Consider the following 16,205-nt stretch of genomic DNA (forward strand, 5'->3'; position numbering starts at 1 on the left):
GTGAACCTGTCTCCCGCCACCCCGAAGATCGAAACGTTTCCGTTGGAGCGCCCGTTGTTGCGCCAACGGTCGCGTGATGCGAAACTGGCGCGGAGCCGTGCGGCGGCGTCGCTGTCGTTCTTCATCAGCGGTGACGAGAACCGATTGGCGACCTATGTGGCTCAGTCGGAACCGACGATCGCGATGTCGCAACCGGTCTTGTTGATCGGTCCATCGGGATGCGGCAAAACGACGTTAGCGTTGCATTTGGCCGCTCGCATCGCCGCCTCGCTTTCACTCGGTGGTGACGCCACGGCCGTCAAGTATTTCTTGGCGTCGGACTTTGCCCGCGAGTATGCCGAAGCGGTTTCGGCGGACGATTTGCCACCGCTTCGTGAGTCGCTCGACGACGCCGCGATCCTGGTGATCGATGATCTGGATTCGATCGCCGGAAAGATGGCCGCTCAAGATGAATTGTCGATTCGCATCGAACGGCGGATTGCGGCGGGAAAGCCGACGATTTTCACCAGCAAACGGCTGCCTTCGGAAACTCGCGCGATCCGCCCCCAACTGGCCAGTCGGTGCGTGATCGGGCTGACCATCCCGGTCGCTTACCCGACCGGCCAATCGCGATTGACGATTCTTCGCGAACTCGCCTTGCTTCGCGGTCTGGAACTGTCCGACGACTTGATCGGGTTGCTCGATGCCGGGCTACGGACCGACATTTCGGTGCTGGCACTCGACTCCGCCATCAAGCAAGTCGACTTGTATTGTCGCATGAATCAATCCGCGGCCGATGTCGTGGCGGTTCAATCGGCGATCAACGCGGCGGGCCAACGCAGCGAAATCGATTTGGGAAAGATCACCCGTATCGTGGCCCGAATCTGGGGACATCGCACCAAAGACCTGCGAAGCGGTTCGCGAAAGCAATCCGTCGTCCGTGCACGATCATTGGCGATGTTGCTGGCCCGCCAATTCACCTCGTCCAGCCTGGACAAGATCGGCGAGTACTTTGGCGGCCGAGATCATTCGACGGTTTTGCACGCGATCCGCAAGACCGAGACGTTGCTGCAGCAGGACGCCGACCTGAGTCGCATGATGGTCGAAGCCACCGAAAAGCTGGCCGCGTAGGGTCTGCCGACCTTTGTCTTCGAGTGGATCTGATTGGATCGTTGCCCCTGAGCCGGATGTGAATGAGCCCACGGATGGCAGCGCGAACCCACGGATCACCAAGGCTGCATTTTATCCGTGGGTTCGCGCTGCCATCTGTGGGTGTTCTCTGTTGCTGTGCTCCTCGAACAACGGATCGATCGATAGCAGCCCAGGCACACGTACGATAGCCAGCCTGCAAGCGTCCCCTCGCTGCGCTTGACCCTCCCTGACAGGGTGGGTGACTTTGGGAACTGTGCGGCCTGCTCGCCCCGTTGCCGGCCTTCTTTCTCGATTTTTCTTGGCCGCTGGGAAGTGGAAAACGCGTTGGTGCCCCGTCGGTACCCGGATGACCGAATCGTTGATCGAATCGATCCCTACCTACCACGCTGTCGGCCACTGTCAGCAACCGGCGACTTCCCCGACATTGGACCGACACATTTCCGACGGCTTTTCCACCAACCCCTGTGTCGCGTAAGTGGTTCTGGCGAAGGTACTTATTGCTGCCAAATGGGATCCACTGACGGCATCTTCGGAAAGATTACGATAACGACGATAAATAAATACATCTAACCAGAATAAAAACCCATCGGATGAAACGTGGACGGCTCGTGGTGCCATGCTGCCGAAACCGACGGATTGCGTTAAAACATGGAGCCTGTAAATCGCTCCTCCAGCCGATTGCTTTGCATCCATGAAGATAACTTGCTCGCGTGAACCCCTGACGAATGCCTTTTCACTGGCGGCCAGTGTCGCCCCGGCTCGGTCTCCCAAGGAGATCTTGCAGAACGTGAAAATCACCGCGTCGGGCGGCAAGCTCACACTGACCGCGACCGATATGGAAGTCGGGATCCGATTGGAAGTCGAGGAAGGGGTGGAGATTGAAACCGAAGGCACCGCGCTGCTGCCAGTGCAACGCATGATGGCGATCCTGCGAGAAAGCAACGATGAGACGTTGACGTTGGAGACCGATGATTCGGGGATTCAGGTCAGCGGGGCGCGGAGCAAGTTTCGGTTGCCCGGCAGCAACCCGGACGAGTTTCCGCCGGTGGTGTCATTCGAAGAAGAGAAATACCACGTGATCTCGACGCGGTTTTTCCGTTCGATGGTGCGTCGAACCGTCTTCGCCACCGACACCGACAACAGCCGATTCGCCCTTGGGGGTGTGCTGTTGGAGATGAGTGGCAATTCGGTCACGGCGGTGGGAACCGACGGACGTCGGCTGGCCAGCATGCAGGGCGAAGGCGAATCGATCGGCGGGCACGAGACCAGCGGCACCAGCACGATCGTGCCGACGCGGGCGATTCAATTGATGGAACGGGCAGTCGACGAAAACGAAGACACGGTGGATGTCGCGGCGCGGCAAAGCGATTTGTTGCTGCGAACCAAAACGGCGGTGATCTATTCACGGCTCGTGGAAGGGCGTTATCCGACGTGGCGGCAAGTGATCCCCAAACGCGACGACGCGGTTCAATTGGACCTGACCGTTGGTCCGGTGTTCGCGGCGCTGCGGCAGGCGGCGATCGTGACCGACCAAGAAAGTCGTGGCATCGATTTCACCTTCGGCGACGGAACGTTGAAACTGGAAGCGAGCACCAAGGATGTCGGGCAATCGCAAATCGAATTGCCGATCGCGTACGACGGCGAACCGATCACACTGACGATGGACCACCGTTACCTGGCTGATTTTTGCAAGGTGCTCGACCGCGAGCAGAGTTTTCAAATCGAGATCGAATCCGGAGCCTCGCCGGCCTTGATGACCACCGACGATGGCTATTCGTACGTGATCATGCCGATGTCACGAGATCGATAAAGGCCGATTGGGGGGCAGGATCGGCCGTTACCCCCGAACGGCGGGGATGGGGGACGGATACGGTTTGGTGCTCCGAAGGCGGCCATGCTAGGCTACCGATGACAGAATCATCATCTAACGGACCAAGACCATTCCACTCAGGGGAACAGCGCTCGTGAACGACGTTTCAAATCCGGCCAGTCAGCTCGATCAACTCAAACAGTTCACCAAAGTGGTCGCCGACACGGGTGACTTCGAATCGATGCGGGAGTTCGCGCCGCAAGACGCCACCACCAACCCGTCGCTGATCCTGGCCGCTTCGGGCCAACCGCAATACGCTCACCTGATCGAACAAGCGATCGACGAACACGCCGGTGGATCGCTCAGCGGGCAAGAACGCATCGACAGCATTCTCAATCGCGTCCTGATCCTGTTCGGCAAGGAGATCTTGCAGATCGTTCCGGGGCGGGTGTCCACCGAAGTCGATGCACGACTGTCGTTTGATACCCAGGGCACCATCGAGCTGGCCAAGCGGCTGATCGACCAGTATGCCGGCGAAGGGATTGAGCGAGACCGCGTGCTGATCAAGATCGCGTCGACGTGGGAAGGCATTCGGGCGGCCGAGGTGCTGGAGAAAGAAGGCATTCATTGCAACTTGACGTTGCTGTTCTCGCTGCCTCAAGCAATCGCCTGTGCCGAAGCCAAGGTGCAGTTGATCTCGCCATTCGTCGGTCGTATCTACGATTGGTACAAGAAGTCGACCGGACAGGAATACAGCGGTGCCGATGACCCAGGCGTCCAGTCGGTCGGGCAGATCTATGAGTACTACAAGAAATTCGATTACAAAACGGAAGTCATGGGCGCCAGCTTCCGTAACGTCGGCCAGATCATCGAATTGGCCGGATGTGACCTGCTGACGATCAGCCCCAATCTGCTGGCGGAACTACAAGCGTCGACCGACCCGATCGAAAAGAAACTCGACGAAGCGGCGGCCAAGCAGAGCGACATCGAAAAGGTCACCATGGATGAGAACACGTTTCGGTTTGAATTGAACGAGGATGCCATGGCGACCGAAAAAACGGCCGAAGGGATCCGTCGCTTTGCCGCCGACATCCGCAAGCTGGAAACGATGATCAGCGAAAAAGCCGAGGCTGCTGTTTAAACGTTACCGATGAATAGACCGCCGGATCCGCCGAAACCCCGCGTACAATCGATCGGCTCGCTAGTCGGCCAATTGATCTCGCGACGCGGGTACGCACAAATCGCGGCCACCGACCGGTTCCACGAAGCGATCGCGGCGGCCGTCGGCAACGATCTGGCGGCCGAAGTCACCGTCGGCAAACTCAATCGCGGCGTGCTCAAAGTGTTTGCTAAAGACTCGGTCACGATCCAGGAATTGACGTTTCAAAAACGAACGATCATCAAGCACATCGCCAAACAGTTGCCCGACGCCAAGATCAGCGACATCCGCTTCGCCGTGCTGACCCGATAGTGGCGTAAGCTTCCAGCTTGCGGTATCGGGTTAAAACCCCAGCGAGCCCAACACCGCGTAGCCGATAAACACCAGGTACAAGCCGACCAAGACCAACGACTTTCGCAGTGTCAGTTGTAACCGGTGCGACAGAATTGCCAGTGTGATCACGGTCAAAGACAGCAACAGGACCTGCAGACCGAATAAACCCGGCATCGGCTTGCCGTCGATCAGTAAATCGATCGGTTGGCCGTTGTTGAGAAAGATGCCGGCGATCAGCGGCAGCGACAGACAGATGCAGATGTCAAAGATGTTGGATCCGAAGGCGTTGCTGACCGCACCGTCGTCATCGCCACGCTTGGCCGCTCCGATGGACAGCAACGTATCGGGAACACTGCTAGCCGCCGCGGCAACAATCACGGCGACAAAGAACACCGGGATGTCCAGTGTGGTGGCGATCGACACGGTGACTTCTACCAGCCAGTAACAGGCGATCGCGGTGATCGCGGTGGAGCCGACCAACAGGCTGTAGGAGATCGACGGGCGAAGCGGGATTTGGATCCGCCCGAACAACATGCCGGCCGAGTCGACTTCGTCGTCACCTTCCTCGTCATCGCTCTCACCCCGCAGCTCGCGAGCGACATAGTCGATCAGACTCGGCGTTGCGTTGATCCCATGCTCGGTCAGGGCGGATTGGATCTGTTGATCGCTGGGCTTGTCGATCGATTGAAGCGTCTCGATCGCCACCGATCGGGCAATCCGGTACTTGCGGGCATCGATCCACAGCCAGACCAAATACACCCCATAGAGGGCGAGTAAGATCGCCGCCAGGTGCCAGGAGAGTTGTTTGCTGAACAGAAACACGACCAGCACAATTTCACAGACCAGAAACCACAACCCGTCGCGGGTGATCACGGTGCGATGGATTTCGATGATCGGTTTTCGGTGCCGAGTCAACGCGATGGCGATGCCACAAAACGCCGGGATCAAGATCATGTTGTAGACCGCCGATCCGGCACAGGTCGCGATCGTCGCCCCAAATCCCTCGCCGGCGTGTAGACCGGGTTCCCCCGGCGGGGCCAGGACCGAAGCGTTCATGGCATACAGGACAAAGAAAAAACCCGTGAACAGTTCGGGCAGTGAGCTGGCAACCGCGTCCAACGTCGCACCGCGAACACTACTGGGGATCCGCCACTGTTCGCCCAAATACTGTGCGGCGTCGGCGAACGGATCGCACGCTTGCCAAATCACGATCGAAATCATTGTGATTTGAAACACCGCAAGTGTCAGGTTAGCGGCAACCGACGCGGGAGCCAGACTCGCCCATCCGTAGCTGGCACACAGCCCGAGAAAGCAGGCGGCGGTGACCCAGACGGCGAGGCCGAAGCGGGTATCGGAGGGGGGAGAATCAGACGGGGCGGAAGCAGACAATCGACTCTCGAGATGGGCGGGAACGGTGGCTGGACGAAACGAAGTGTAGTAGGGAGCGAAATGTTTGCGGATGGGGCGCAGGAAAACACGGTCATGTTAAATTGCACGCATGACACACACCGATACCACAGAAATCCACCCCGCGGATCTGCCCGCCGAACTGATCGCCACCGCCAACGGAGTGCTCGATTGGCGCTGGGAAGACACGTCGATCGCGGACAAAACCTGGCCGCTTGCGGTCGCAGCCGACCCCGATGCGATGCTGATCGATGCTTGCAAACGGCAGGACGACGGTGAAACCGGCGTCATCGACCCGTTTTGGGCAGCGACCTGGCGGGCGGCGTCCGGTTTGGACCGCTTTTTAGAGACTCTGCAACTGGACGGTCAATCGGTGCTGGAATTGGGCTGCGGAACCGGGCATGCGGGCATCTCCGCGGCGCTCCGGGGTGCTCAAGTGACGCTGACCGATGGAGTGGAAGACCCCCTGCATCTGGTCCGGCTGAGCAGTCACCCGATCGCGGACCGTTGTGAGATCCGTCGGTTGAGATTCGGAATCGATCGACTGGACAGAAAATTCCCCATCATCCTGGGCAGCGACGTCACCTACCTGCGTCAATTGTGGCCGGAGCTGGAGCAATGCTTGCTGGATCATTTGGCTCCCGGCGGCGTGGTCTTGTTGAGTGATCCGTACCGCATCATCGCCAATGAGTTCAGCGAGTGGATCGGCAAGCGTCCTTGGACCTACACCGAACACAAGCTGGAAATGAAAGACGACCCCGAACACCCGATCCGGGTGATGGAACTGCGAGCGGCATGAAGGTGTGAGCGAACCGAGTATCCCGAGGGACGTCGATCGTGTTACTGAACGACTTTTGGGCAAGCTCCGCTCAGCGGTGCACACCGCAGAGCGGTGCCACAACAAAGCCCGGAGTCGCGAAGCGCACTCCGGGTGGGGGCGCAGAGGACAGGGGAACCCCAGCGGGGTTCAACAAACGGCGCGGCACAATCCGGGGTGCGCAAACGGCGGCGTGAATCGGGCGAATCGTGTTGCTCTGTTCAACCCCGTTGGGGTTGGCGGCCTGTTGGCGACCGGAACTTGGGGTGCGCGGGCGCGACCCCAAGCTTTGATGTGGCACGCCGCTGGCGTTGCGGGCCGCAGGAGCGGTTGACGCTCGCGAGTCGTTCCCACAACGCGGTACGTTAAGTAATTCGTCAGTAATACAATCGACGTCCTCCGGGCATCATCCAGCCGTAGCGTTTGTTGCACTCGCTCACCACCCTCGCTTGTATCGTCCACCGTCGCTTTTCCCAACCATCCGCTTCAGGAGTCTTTGGCACGCAGTTCATCGGCACCGCGGTGCACGCCGCGTTTTGATCTCATTGGTGCACTTCAAACATCCAAAGGCGATCGACTCCCAAGGATCGGCGCTTCGAGCGTTCGATCGTTTTTGTCTTTTAGTCAAACACGTACGCTTGAATGCGATCGATCGACCACTGCGTTTGATCGATCGTTCGGAGCGGTGGGATTTGGGTGAGGTAGTCATCGGGTAATCCTCGGTCACGTAGGAACGATGCGGTCTTCTCGTAGTCGGCGTCACGAAAGTATTCCGCCCGCTGATAGAGCCGAATTCCCAAGATCGCATCGGCAATTTGAGTGATCGTGGTTTGCCAAGCCTGTTGATCGAGACTGTCGGCGGCGATCGTGGTCGGCCGATCGGTTTGGCATTGCAACGCATCGATCACACTCTGTCGCCACGAGCGTTCCGAATCGTCGGCCGAGCCATGATCGATTTCGATTTCAACCAGGTCGTTGACTTCATGGAAAATGGCGTCGACCGTGGCATCAAACATCGCCGCGGACGGCTCGATGATTTTAGCTCCCAACAGCGCCGCGGTGACCCGCTCGAGTAACCACAGTCGCTGATCTCCGTCCCACTGGTCAAACCAATCCACTGCGTACGTCCACGGTGGCTCGCCGTCGCGCAGCTCGGCGACGAGATGATCGGTCATCATCCCGATCGCCCCCCGCACCAAATCGGCTTCGGCGCCGATCAGGTTCCGCATTCCGCGTGTCGTCGGCCAAGGCATGTCGGCGGTTCACTCTGTCGGCCAAAGGCAATGGGTCACGTCCATATCGATTTTAGCTGCTATCCCCACTCGGGCGGTCGATTTAGTCGATGTTCTGAATTCAGCGCGACGATCTTAGCCCAACGCGTAAGCGAGGGGCGGCGCGTGGCCCCCAGCTAACGCATGCGTTCCTTAAATCAACAGCCCGCTTGCGGTGATGATCGTGCGGCTGGTGAATAGCGAAATCCCGAGTGGTGTTGAAATCGAGCACCGCAGCGATGTTACAATGGTGAGAGTCTTCGTAGGAAACCAAAATGATTGATCTTCATGATCGTCATTCAACCGTGACTCCGACCTTCGCTCCAACGCTGCCGCTCTTGCTTTCGGATTTATTCTTAGAAGACTGATTCAGCGAGCGACGAACGCCCTCCCGCCCACGACGCACCAGCGCCGATCATCCAGAGAGACTCTATCCGGGTGCACCATGATTCCCTCCGGCTATCAAGGAACTTGCAACATGAATCGAATCGTTCGCTTCGCTCTGGCGACGGCCATCGCGTGCATCACCCTGTCGTGCAGTACGCCGTCATGCGGCGCCGCCGAGCGGCCGAACATCGTGATGGCCTTTGCCGACGACTGGGGAAAATACGCCAGTGCCTACGCCAAGCTTCAGCCCGGTGGCCCATCCGATGTCATCTCGACACCCCACTTCGACGCGATCGCCTCCGAAGGCATCCTGTTCACCAGGGCTTATGTCAGTGCGCCGTCATGCACCCCCTGTCGCAGCTCGCTGCTTTCCGGTCAGCACTTCTGGCGCTGCGGTCGGGCGTCGATCTTGCAGGGTGCGATCTGGGACTTTTCCAATCCCGCTTACCCACTGATCCTGGAACAATCCGGTTATCGCATCGGTCATACCTACAAGGTCTGGTCGCCGGGTTCACCCCGCGATGCGCCCCACGGTGCCGAACGGACTTCGTTCAACAATCACGGCCGCAAGTTCAACGGGTTTTCGCAGAACGCGATGAAGGCTGAGGACCATGAGGCGGGAAAGGCGGCGTTGCTGGATGAAGTCCGCAACAATGTTCGTTCGTTCTTGGACGCCGACGGTGACGGCGCGGTCGATGGAGACGCACCGTTTTGCTATTGGTTCGGGCCGACAAACTGTCATCGAAAGTGGATCGCCGGAAGCGGCAAGACACTGTGGGGAATCGACCCGGACGACTTGAAGGGAAAGCTGCCGCCGTATCTGCCGGATGTGGACGTCGTCCGCGAAGACTTTGCCGACTACCTGGGAGAAGCCCAGGCGTTTGATGCATCGCTGGGTGTGATCCTGGAAGAACTGCGCCGCATCGGACAACTGGACAACACGATCTTGGTGGTCAGTGGCGACCACGGGATTCCGGGCGTCACCCGCGGCAAATGCAATCTGTACGACTTGGGGACCAGCGTACCGCTGGCGATCCGTTGGCCCCAAGGTATCAAGCATCCCGGTCGTGTCGTCGACGACTTCGTCTCGCTGCCCGACTTGGCACCGACGTTCTTGGAAGCCGCGGGCGAGCGTGTTCCGGATGTGATGACGGCGAAGTCATTGCTGAACGTCTTTGCGAGTGAACAAGGCGGACAGGTCGACCCGACGCGAGATGCCGTCTTCACCGGTCGCGAACGGCACGTCGCCAAAGCACGCGAGGGCAACAAACCGTACCCGCAACGTGCGATACGCACCGATCAGTACTTGTACATCATCAATTTCGCGCCCGACCGTTGGCCGATGGGTGATGCGGCAGGATACGGCAGACCAGACGGTCCGATGCCGTCGCTGGAGTTGCTGCGCGAGAACACGTTCAGCGCGTTTGGCGATCTCGATGCGAGCCCCACCAAAGCTTGGGTGGTGATGCATCGCGATCAGGATCCGGAATCGTTTCAATATGCGGTGGGAAAACGTCCCGAGGCGGAACTGTACGACATCCAAGCCGACCCGCATTGCATGGTCAACTTGGCAACGGATGTAAACCATCGTGCGACCCGCGAGGCATTGCATGAGCGACTGATGTCGCAGCTGGAACAGACCGGTGATCCGCGGGTTTCCGACGACGTCGTGTTTGAACGATCACCGTTTACGGATTAAATGGCAAGCAGGATGCTTACCCCACTTTGGTCAGGAGGAGGACGAGCTTTCGTTTTTGGCTGAGCCGGACCATGGCGTTGGGCGAAAGCTCGACACGGTTTTTGGCCTTGGCGATGTCGACACACAACAGTTTTGCGCTGTCATCGGAACCCGAATCATCGGGCAGGGTCTCGGCATGAATCATCATGCAGCGGTCGCCCTTGCGAAGCAGATAGATGGCGTCTGAGATGACATCCTGGGGATCGGTTAGCGGTTGAAAATCGAACCGGCCACTGACAAACTCGAGCTGTCGGTCACCGATCAGAACGGAAAACTGATTCAAGAATGCTTCGTCGATGGAGTCCTTGCTGACGATTTGGCGATCCTGCGCCACCGGCGGCGTGTCTTGAACGTCGGACGCGTCGTCGTCGTGTTGCTCGGCATGTTGCTCGGCATGTTGCTCGGCGTGTTGCTCGGCGGGGGTGACCGTGGCCGTCGCAGCCTTGCTTTCTTCCTTGGCCTTTTCTTTCTCCGCCAGCCGTTCTAGTTGCGGGAGATACGATTCGAATTTTTGAATGATCTCGCGTGCCTTGTCTTGTTTCCGCTGCAGACGCCTGACCTGTCGATCACGATCTTTGGCTTTGGCGTCGACTTCCTTTTCGGGATCCTGGCGAAGGATCCGTTGCCTGCTTTCGCGGTATTTTTCGTAGGCCTCGTTCAGTTTCGTGTGTGAATCGGCCCACTGTCGCTCGAGAAAAAAAGCTCGCGCGTCCATGATCGCCGGCGCCGAGCGGCTGCCGCGCAATTCACCGTACAGATCTTGCAGATCGTCGACCGTCATCGGCCGAGCTTTCGTCTTGTCGTTCAAGCAAGTTCACCGCCAAGAGGAAACAGAAGCGAGGAGACCAAAAGTTTAACAACCTTTGGTCCCGGCGTGTCAAGCTTTCGGGCAGGCAGGACAAGGGGTCAGCTACTAATCGCACGGGTAGACGCGGTGGTATTGGGCTTCAGCCGCCCACTTTCGCTGCGTCGCAGCGAAAGGGAATTTAGACACCAACGGGTGCTGAAACCCCAGCGACCAAGCACTACGGCAGCGTGGCGAGTCCCCGGTCGAGCAGCTCGATGGCGTGATCGATGTGTGCTTGGGTCGTCGTTGCCGGTGGCGGCAGAAACCGGATGCGTGTCGGGTCGCCGCCGCAGACGAACCCCAGCAAGCCGATGTCAAACAGGTGCATCATCAACTTCTTGGCGAAGTCGAAACTGCCATCACCGGGGGTGAACGCCACCATCATGCCTTCGCCATACGGGCCGCGGACCAGATCGGGATACTTTGTTGCCAGGCTCGCGAGCGCGTCTTGAAACGAGGACGCCAATTGCATGTTCTGGCCCGAGGGTCCGAAACAATTATTGCTTTCAAGGCGATTGAGCATTTCAATCCCGGTGGCGATCGACGCGGTCGCTCCGGTGAAGGTCTGGCTGAGGATCGGGCCGGTCGGTTTCATTTCGCTGCTGTACAGCGTCGCGCAGACCTGGGTGATCTTTCCGACGGTGACGATGTCGGCGAACGCGTCGAGCCCGTAATGTTGGAACGCGAAGGGGCGACTGGTCCTGGAGAAGCTTTGGACTTCATCAAAGATGATCGGCACGCCGGCGTCCTTAAGCGGCTGACAAAGCGCGGTAAAGAACTCGTGGCTGCCGGGGTAATAGCCGCCTTCACCGGCGATCGGCTCGGCCCAGAACGCGGCATAGCGTCCGGGATGACGTTTCAACAATCGATGCAGTTCATCGACCGCCCAGCGCGTGCTTCGCTCGGGATTGGCGGGATCACGAAAGGGCAAGTAGTCGACCGGGAACGTCAGCGGCAATCCCATGCGATAGTTCGGTCGGTCGGTCAGGGTCGCCATCGCAAAGGTGCGTCCGGCAAAGGCATTGTCGAACGCCAGGACGCGATCGGCGGGCGTCTTGTGATGCATCGCGATCTTCAGCGCGTTTTCATTGGCCATCGCGCCGCTGGTCGACAGCAGGCAATGCGGCAGCTCCGCCCCGGACGCCTGGGCCAAGGCCGTCAGCTTTTCCATCATCACGACGCTGGCCGGATTCTGTTGCAAGTTGCCTTGCATCACCGTGTCTTCGATCGCCGCATCGATCGCCGCGGCGACCATACCGGGGTCACTGTGGCCGGCGCCATGGACACCAATGCCGCAAATAAAATCCAATTTGACGCTGCCGTCGGCCAGTTCCACGTAGGCACCGCGGCCGAGACCGGAGGACAGGTAGGGCCAGATCGGTGGTCCGCCGCGAACGGCCGACAATCGGTCGATCAGATCGGCGAAGGTGGATTTCAAAGATTCGGCCGAGGGACGCACCGACAATCGACTGGCATGATCACCGATCGCTTCGGCGACCAAACGTTTGGCTTGGGCGAGGCGGGGGTCGTTTCGAAGGGCATCAGCGACCGTTTCGGTCGATTCGTTGGCGGATTGGCTCACGAAGGTCAGCTCGGCGGTGATCGTCGGTGAAAGAGGACAGAAAGGCACGTCGGCAGTAATGTAACCAAAGCCGGGCAACAGGTTCAGCCTTGGGTCACACGATGCGTTGAATTGGGAACAGCGACTCAATCAACAAACCGTTGGCGGCTTCCGCTACGATTCGAACGTAAGAATGTGCTGCGGCGGAATACTAGCCACAGCGGCTACCAGACCCCTGCCTTTTCCAATTGTTTGGTCACCTTGCCCGCCCAATCGTTGTTCGATGCCGGCGAGGCGGGGCTGGGGTGGAGGATGCGAGTCACGTTCGCGCGGCAGCCTTCGACCTGGACAGCCCGCTTGAGACAGGCTTCGGCATAGACGCCGACACCGACCAGGTGATCCGGGTCCAGCGTGCGGATCACGGTCAGCAAGTGCGCATCGCAGATCGCAGTGAGCCGTTCACGTTCCTCCGGCAGCAGTTTGTCGGGCGTGCGATTGCGGGCCGATTCTTCCATGAAAACCAGCGGGCAGTAATTGAGCACAAAGTGGTCTTGAAAGAAGGCGTCGGGCGTTTGGAAACGCTCTTGAAACAGGCCCCACAAGCGACGCCCGCTGACTTCGCTTCGCTGGCATTGGAATCCTTCGACCGGGCGTTTTTCGTGTTCGATCGGGGGTTTGCCGACCGGCTCGTCAATCAGCATCCAGTCGCGGACCGCGGCGACTTCACCGAATGGGACTCCCGTTTGGGCCATTCCCCAGGGTCCCGGGTTCATCCCCAACAGGACAACCTTGACGTCCTCGCTGACCTGCCCCAGATAGGCCTGGTGAGATTTCCAGGCGTAGGCGAGCGGATTGTAGACGTGGGTGACCGGCTCGGCGAAAGAAAGCAGGTCGACCGAATCAGAAAGCTCCCGTGCGGCCCGGACGAGTGCCCGAACATTGCTGTTTGTCGCGTTGCGGTTTGTCATCAGATCAGACCGCCAGGTACTCTTCGATCGCTTCGTTCAACACGTCGACCATCGGTTGCTTTCCCGTCCAGCGCTGGATGGATTCGAGCAGGATGCCGATCCGCGCTTGTTCGCGGCCGAGGACGGTGTAGCCGAGCGAGCGGATTTGATCGAGGTCGTTTTCCGGGTTGGCAAAATCCACCACCAGCGTCGCGTTCTGGCAGCGAGGCCACTGGGACACGTCGACTGTTTCGGCGATCGCGATCAATCGGGCGTGCTCGATCGCCTCGGTCGACGCCCAGGCGATCGGAGAGTGTGACTGTTCGGAAGCGATCTTGGAGGGGAAACTTGGATCGGGGGTTCCGATCCAAAGCAGCGGTCCGATTTCCGTTTCGAGTGATTCGAAGTGCTTGCGAATTTCGGTTTCCAGCCACGTCGACAGAACGTTTTCGGTGTGCCATCGGCTCTCCGAGGGGTTTCCCCGCCAGTACAGATCGGACCGCTCAGCCCCCTCGTCCAGACGGGTGACCAGATTTTGGTCCAGCAGCAATCCGCGAAAGCCGAGCACTTCGGCCCCCGCGATCGCTTCGTCGATGCGGTCCGGGGGGACGTCACAGGAGAAGACCCGCCAGCCGACATCCATCGACGCGAAGGCTCGCTCGAGGGCAAACTGGGCCGGGTTTCCGGCAATGGGATGCCCGAGGACCAAAACGACGGGCTCGGTGATGCCGTCCATGACGCAAGCGAATTCGCGAGGAGGGTGGATGCGGGTGTGATCGAACGCGGTCCGTAGTCTGACCGGCAGGCATGCGACTTGGCAAGTCGGGGTGATCGCCCCCTCGCTGCGGAGCAGCGAAACGGGCGGCTGAAGCCTGCACACCAGCGCAGGTTGGTGTCCAGCCTTGAGGCGCATCCCGGGGTCGCTGCGGAGCAGCGAAACGGGCGGCTGAAGCCTGCACACCAGCGCAGGTTGGTGTCCAGCCTTGAGGCGCATCCGGGTCGCTGCGGAGCAGCGAAACGGGCGGCTGAAGCCTGCACACCAGCGCAGGTTGGTGTCCAGCCTTGAGGCGCATCCCCCGGTCGCTGCGGAGCAGCGAAATGGGCGGCTGAAGCCTGCACACCAGCGCAGGTTGGTGTCCAGCCTTGAGGCGCATCCCCGGGTCGCTGCGGAGCAGCGAAATGGGCGGCTGAAGCCTGCACACCAGCGCAGGTTGGTGTCCAGCCTTGAGGCGCATCCGGGTCGCTGCGGAGCAGCGAAATGGGCGGCTGAAGCCTGCACACCAGCGCGTGTTGGTGTCCAGCCTTGAGGCGCATCCGGGTCGCTGCGGAGCAGCGAAATGGGCGGCTGAAGCCTGCACACCAGCAGGTGACCTAAGCGATGATATCCGTCGCCACGTTCCCGTAAACGTCGGTCAATCGGAAATCGCGTCCGGCATACCGATAGGTCAGGCGGGTGTGGTCCAGACCCAGCAAGTGCAACACGGTGGCGTGCCAGTCATGGACATGGCACGGGTTTTCCACCGCTTCGAATCCGTGTTCGTCGGTCGCCCCGTAGCTGAAACCGCCCTTGGTGCCGCCGCCGGCCATCCACAACGTGTAACCCTTGTTGTTGTGGTTGCGGCCATCTCCATTTTGGGCCGACGGCGTCCGTCCGAATTCGCCGCCCCACATCACCAACGTGTCTTTGAGCATGTCGCGTTGTTTCAAATCGGCCAACAGCGCCGCGATCGGTTGATCGCAGGCCTCGGCCCGCGCGGCATGGTCTTCGGTCAAACGGGCGTGCTGATCCCAATTGCCGTGCGTGACTTCGATGAACCGCACCCCGGCTTCGGCAAAGCGACGGGCCAGCAAGCACTGTCGTCCGAACGTCCGCGTCGGATCGGAATCGGCACCGTACATCGAAATCGTGCGCTGATCCTCACCCGACAGATCCATCAGTTCCGGCATCGCGTCCTGCATTCGAAACGCCAACTCATAGGACTGGATCACGCCTTCGACGTTCGCCCCGTCACCGGCCGGCATCTGGCTGCGATTGAGTGATTGGATGAAGTCGAGTTGTCGGCGCTGTTGATCGGTCGTTCGTTTCGGGTTACTGATGTCCGGCACCGCCTGGCCGCCTCCGGCATTGAACCGCGCCGCTTGGGCAAAGCGACCGCCCGATCCGCCGACTTTGGTGCCGCCATAGATCGCCGGCAAGAACGCGCTGCTGTAGTTGCGAGAGCTTCCCGCGGGTGGACTGAGCGAGACGAATCCGGGCAGGCTTTCGTTTTCGGTGCCCAGACCATACAGCGTCCAGGCGCCCAACGACGGCCGAACGAACTGCGCCGTTCCGGTGTGCATCTGCGTCATCGCGCCCGGGTGCACCGGTTGATCGCAATGCATCGACCGAATCAAACACATCTCGTCGGCGTGCTTGGCGACTTCGGGAAACAGATCCGAGATCCACAGTCCGCTTTCACCGCGTTGGCGAAACTGCCACGGTGACTTGAGCAGCGCGCCACCGTACTTGCCGCGTTTCCCATCGTCGGACGCCAAGGCCGGTTTGTAGTCGAACGTATCGACGTGCGACGGACCGCCTTGCATGCACAGGAAGATCACGCGTTTCGCTTTCGCCGGAAAGTGCGGCGGTTTGGGCGACAACGGGTTGGCCGCGACGTCCGCCCCTGCCCCCAGGGCGGACGAACGGGAAAGCGACGCCAGCCCCGCCAGCGCCAAGTAACCGAACCCGGCCGAGGTGTGTTTGAGTAGATCGCGACGTGTGTACATTGGATTTCCGAGGTGATTGAGGTTGAACCCC

General features: G+C 59.8%; 13 protein-coding genes. 6 read left to right on the forward strand and 7 right to left on the reverse strand.

Annotated elements, in window-relative coordinates:
* From TBK1r_RS00005 to TBK1r_RS00025, 4 genes are all read left to right on the forward strand, one after another.
* Positions 1-1,110 carry a helix-turn-helix domain-containing protein gene (locus TBK1r_RS00005; protein ID WP_419580796.1) on the forward strand — a complete coding sequence of 370 codons (1,110 nt, stop codon included), beginning with the start codon at positions 1-3 and terminating at the stop codon, positions 1,108-1,110.
* 712 nt (positions 1,111-1,822) lie between these two features.
* Positions 1,823-2,941, forward strand: a complete 1,119-nt coding sequence (gene dnaN, locus TBK1r_RS00015; RefSeq protein ID WP_145206945.1) for a DNA polymerase III subunit beta — start codon at positions 1,823-1,825, stop codon at positions 2,939-2,941.
* 154 nt (positions 2,942-3,095) lie between these two features.
* The gene (gene tal, locus TBK1r_RS00020) at positions 3,096-4,082 is read left to right on the forward strand and encodes a transaldolase (protein WP_145206946.1); all 987 of its coding nucleotides are present in this window, start codon (positions 3,096-3,098) and stop codon (positions 4,080-4,082) included.
* A 9-nt stretch (positions 4,083-4,091) separates the two neighbouring features.
* A complete protein-coding gene (locus TBK1r_RS00025; protein WP_145206947.1) occupies positions 4,092-4,412 on the forward strand; it encodes a DciA family protein in 321 nt (106 codons plus the stop codon).
* A gap of 30 nt (positions 4,413-4,442) precedes the next feature.
* On the opposite strand, the gene TBK1r_RS00030 is transcribed toward TBK1r_RS00025, so the two are convergent.
* Complete coding sequence (locus TBK1r_RS00030; RefSeq protein ID WP_145206948.1) at positions 4,443-5,822, reverse strand: sodium:calcium antiporter; 1,380 nt, start codon at positions 5,820-5,822, stop codon at positions 4,443-4,445.
* A 109-nt stretch (positions 5,823-5,931) separates the two neighbouring features.
* Between TBK1r_RS00030 and TBK1r_RS00035 the strand changes: the two genes are divergently transcribed.
* Complete coding sequence (locus TBK1r_RS00035) at positions 5,932-6,639, forward strand: class I SAM-dependent methyltransferase (RefSeq protein WP_145206949.1); 708 nt, start codon at positions 5,932-5,934, stop codon at positions 6,637-6,639.
* Positions 6,640-7,277: 638 nt separating this feature from the next.
* Here TBK1r_RS00035 and TBK1r_RS00040 read toward each other — a convergent pair.
* A complete protein-coding gene (locus TBK1r_RS00040) occupies positions 7,278-7,910 on the reverse strand; it encodes a hypothetical protein (protein WP_145206950.1) in 633 nt (210 codons plus the stop codon).
* Between the two features lie 496 nt (positions 7,911-8,406).
* Between TBK1r_RS00040 and TBK1r_RS00045 the strand changes: the two genes are divergently transcribed.
* The gene (locus TBK1r_RS00045) at positions 8,407-10,014 is read left to right on the forward strand and encodes a sulfatase family protein (protein ID WP_145206951.1); all 1,608 of its coding nucleotides are present in this window, start codon (positions 8,407-8,409) and stop codon (positions 10,012-10,014) included.
* Between the two features lie 16 nt (positions 10,015-10,030).
* Here TBK1r_RS00045 and TBK1r_RS00050 read toward each other — a convergent pair whose 3' ends face one another.
* The 5 genes from TBK1r_RS00050 to TBK1r_RS00070 all read right to left on the reverse strand — a co-directional run bounded on the left by TBK1r_RS00050 (position 10,031) and on the right by TBK1r_RS00070 (position 16,174).
* Entirely contained in the window at positions 10,031-10,861 is an 831-nt protein-coding gene (locus TBK1r_RS00050) for a hypothetical protein (protein ID WP_145206952.1), read from the reverse strand.
* A gap of 217 nt (positions 10,862-11,078) precedes the next feature.
* Complete coding sequence (locus tag TBK1r_RS00055) at positions 11,079-12,482, reverse strand: aminotransferase class III-fold pyridoxal phosphate-dependent enzyme (RefSeq protein ID WP_145221845.1); 1,404 nt, start codon at positions 12,480-12,482, stop codon at positions 11,079-11,081.
* Between the two features lie 203 nt (positions 12,483-12,685).
* Complete coding sequence (locus tag TBK1r_RS00060; RefSeq protein WP_145206953.1) at positions 12,686-13,429, reverse strand: uracil-DNA glycosylase family protein; 744 nt, start codon at positions 13,427-13,429, stop codon at positions 12,686-12,688.
* Positions 13,430-13,433: 4 nt separating this feature from the next.
* On the reverse strand, positions 13,434-14,144 hold the full coding sequence (locus TBK1r_RS00065) for a hypothetical protein (protein ID WP_145206954.1): 711 nt from the start codon (positions 14,142-14,144) through the stop codon (positions 13,434-13,436).
* Positions 14,145-14,779: 635 nt separating this feature from the next.
* Entirely contained in the window at positions 14,780-16,174 is a 1,395-nt protein-coding gene (locus TBK1r_RS00070) for a DUF1501 domain-containing protein (RefSeq protein ID WP_145206955.1), read from the reverse strand.
* Positions 16,175-16,205: the final 31 nt, after the last annotated feature.

Origin of the sequence: Stieleria magnilauensis (assembly GCA_007753675.1) — a bacterium.
GTDB lineage: Bacteria > Planctomycetota > Planctomycetia > Pirellulales > Pirellulaceae > Stieleria > Stieleria magnilauensis.

Excerpts from the sequence above, each read along its gene's own strand:
- dnaN (WP_145206945.1), top strand. The coding sequence starts at position 1,823 with ATGAAGATAACTTGCTCGCGTGAACCCCTGACGAATGCCTTTTCACTG.
- TBK1r_RS00025 (WP_145206947.1), top strand. The coding sequence starts at position 4,092 with ATGAATAGACCGCCGGATCCGCCGAAACCCCGCGTACAATCGATCGGC.
- TBK1r_RS00035 (WP_145206949.1), top strand. The coding sequence starts at position 5,932 with ATGACACACACCGATACCACAGAAATCCACCCCGCGGATCTGCCCGCC.
- TBK1r_RS00040 (WP_145206950.1), bottom strand. The coding sequence starts at position 7,910 with ATGCCTTGGCCGACGACACGCGGAATGCGGAACCTGATCGGCGCCGAA.
- TBK1r_RS00045 (WP_145206951.1), top strand. The coding sequence starts at position 8,407 with ATGAATCGAATCGTTCGCTTCGCTCTGGCGACGGCCATCGCGTGCATC.
- TBK1r_RS00060 (WP_145206953.1), bottom strand. The coding sequence starts at position 13,429 with ATGACAAACCGCAACGCGACAAACAGCAATGTTCGGGCACTCGTCCGG.
- TBK1r_RS00065 (WP_145206954.1), bottom strand. The coding sequence starts at position 14,144 with ATGGACGGCATCACCGAGCCCGTCGTTTTGGTCCTCGGGCATCCCATT.
- TBK1r_RS00070 (WP_145206955.1), bottom strand. The coding sequence starts at position 16,174 with ATGTACACACGTCGCGATCTACTCAAACACACCTCGGCCGGGTTCGGT.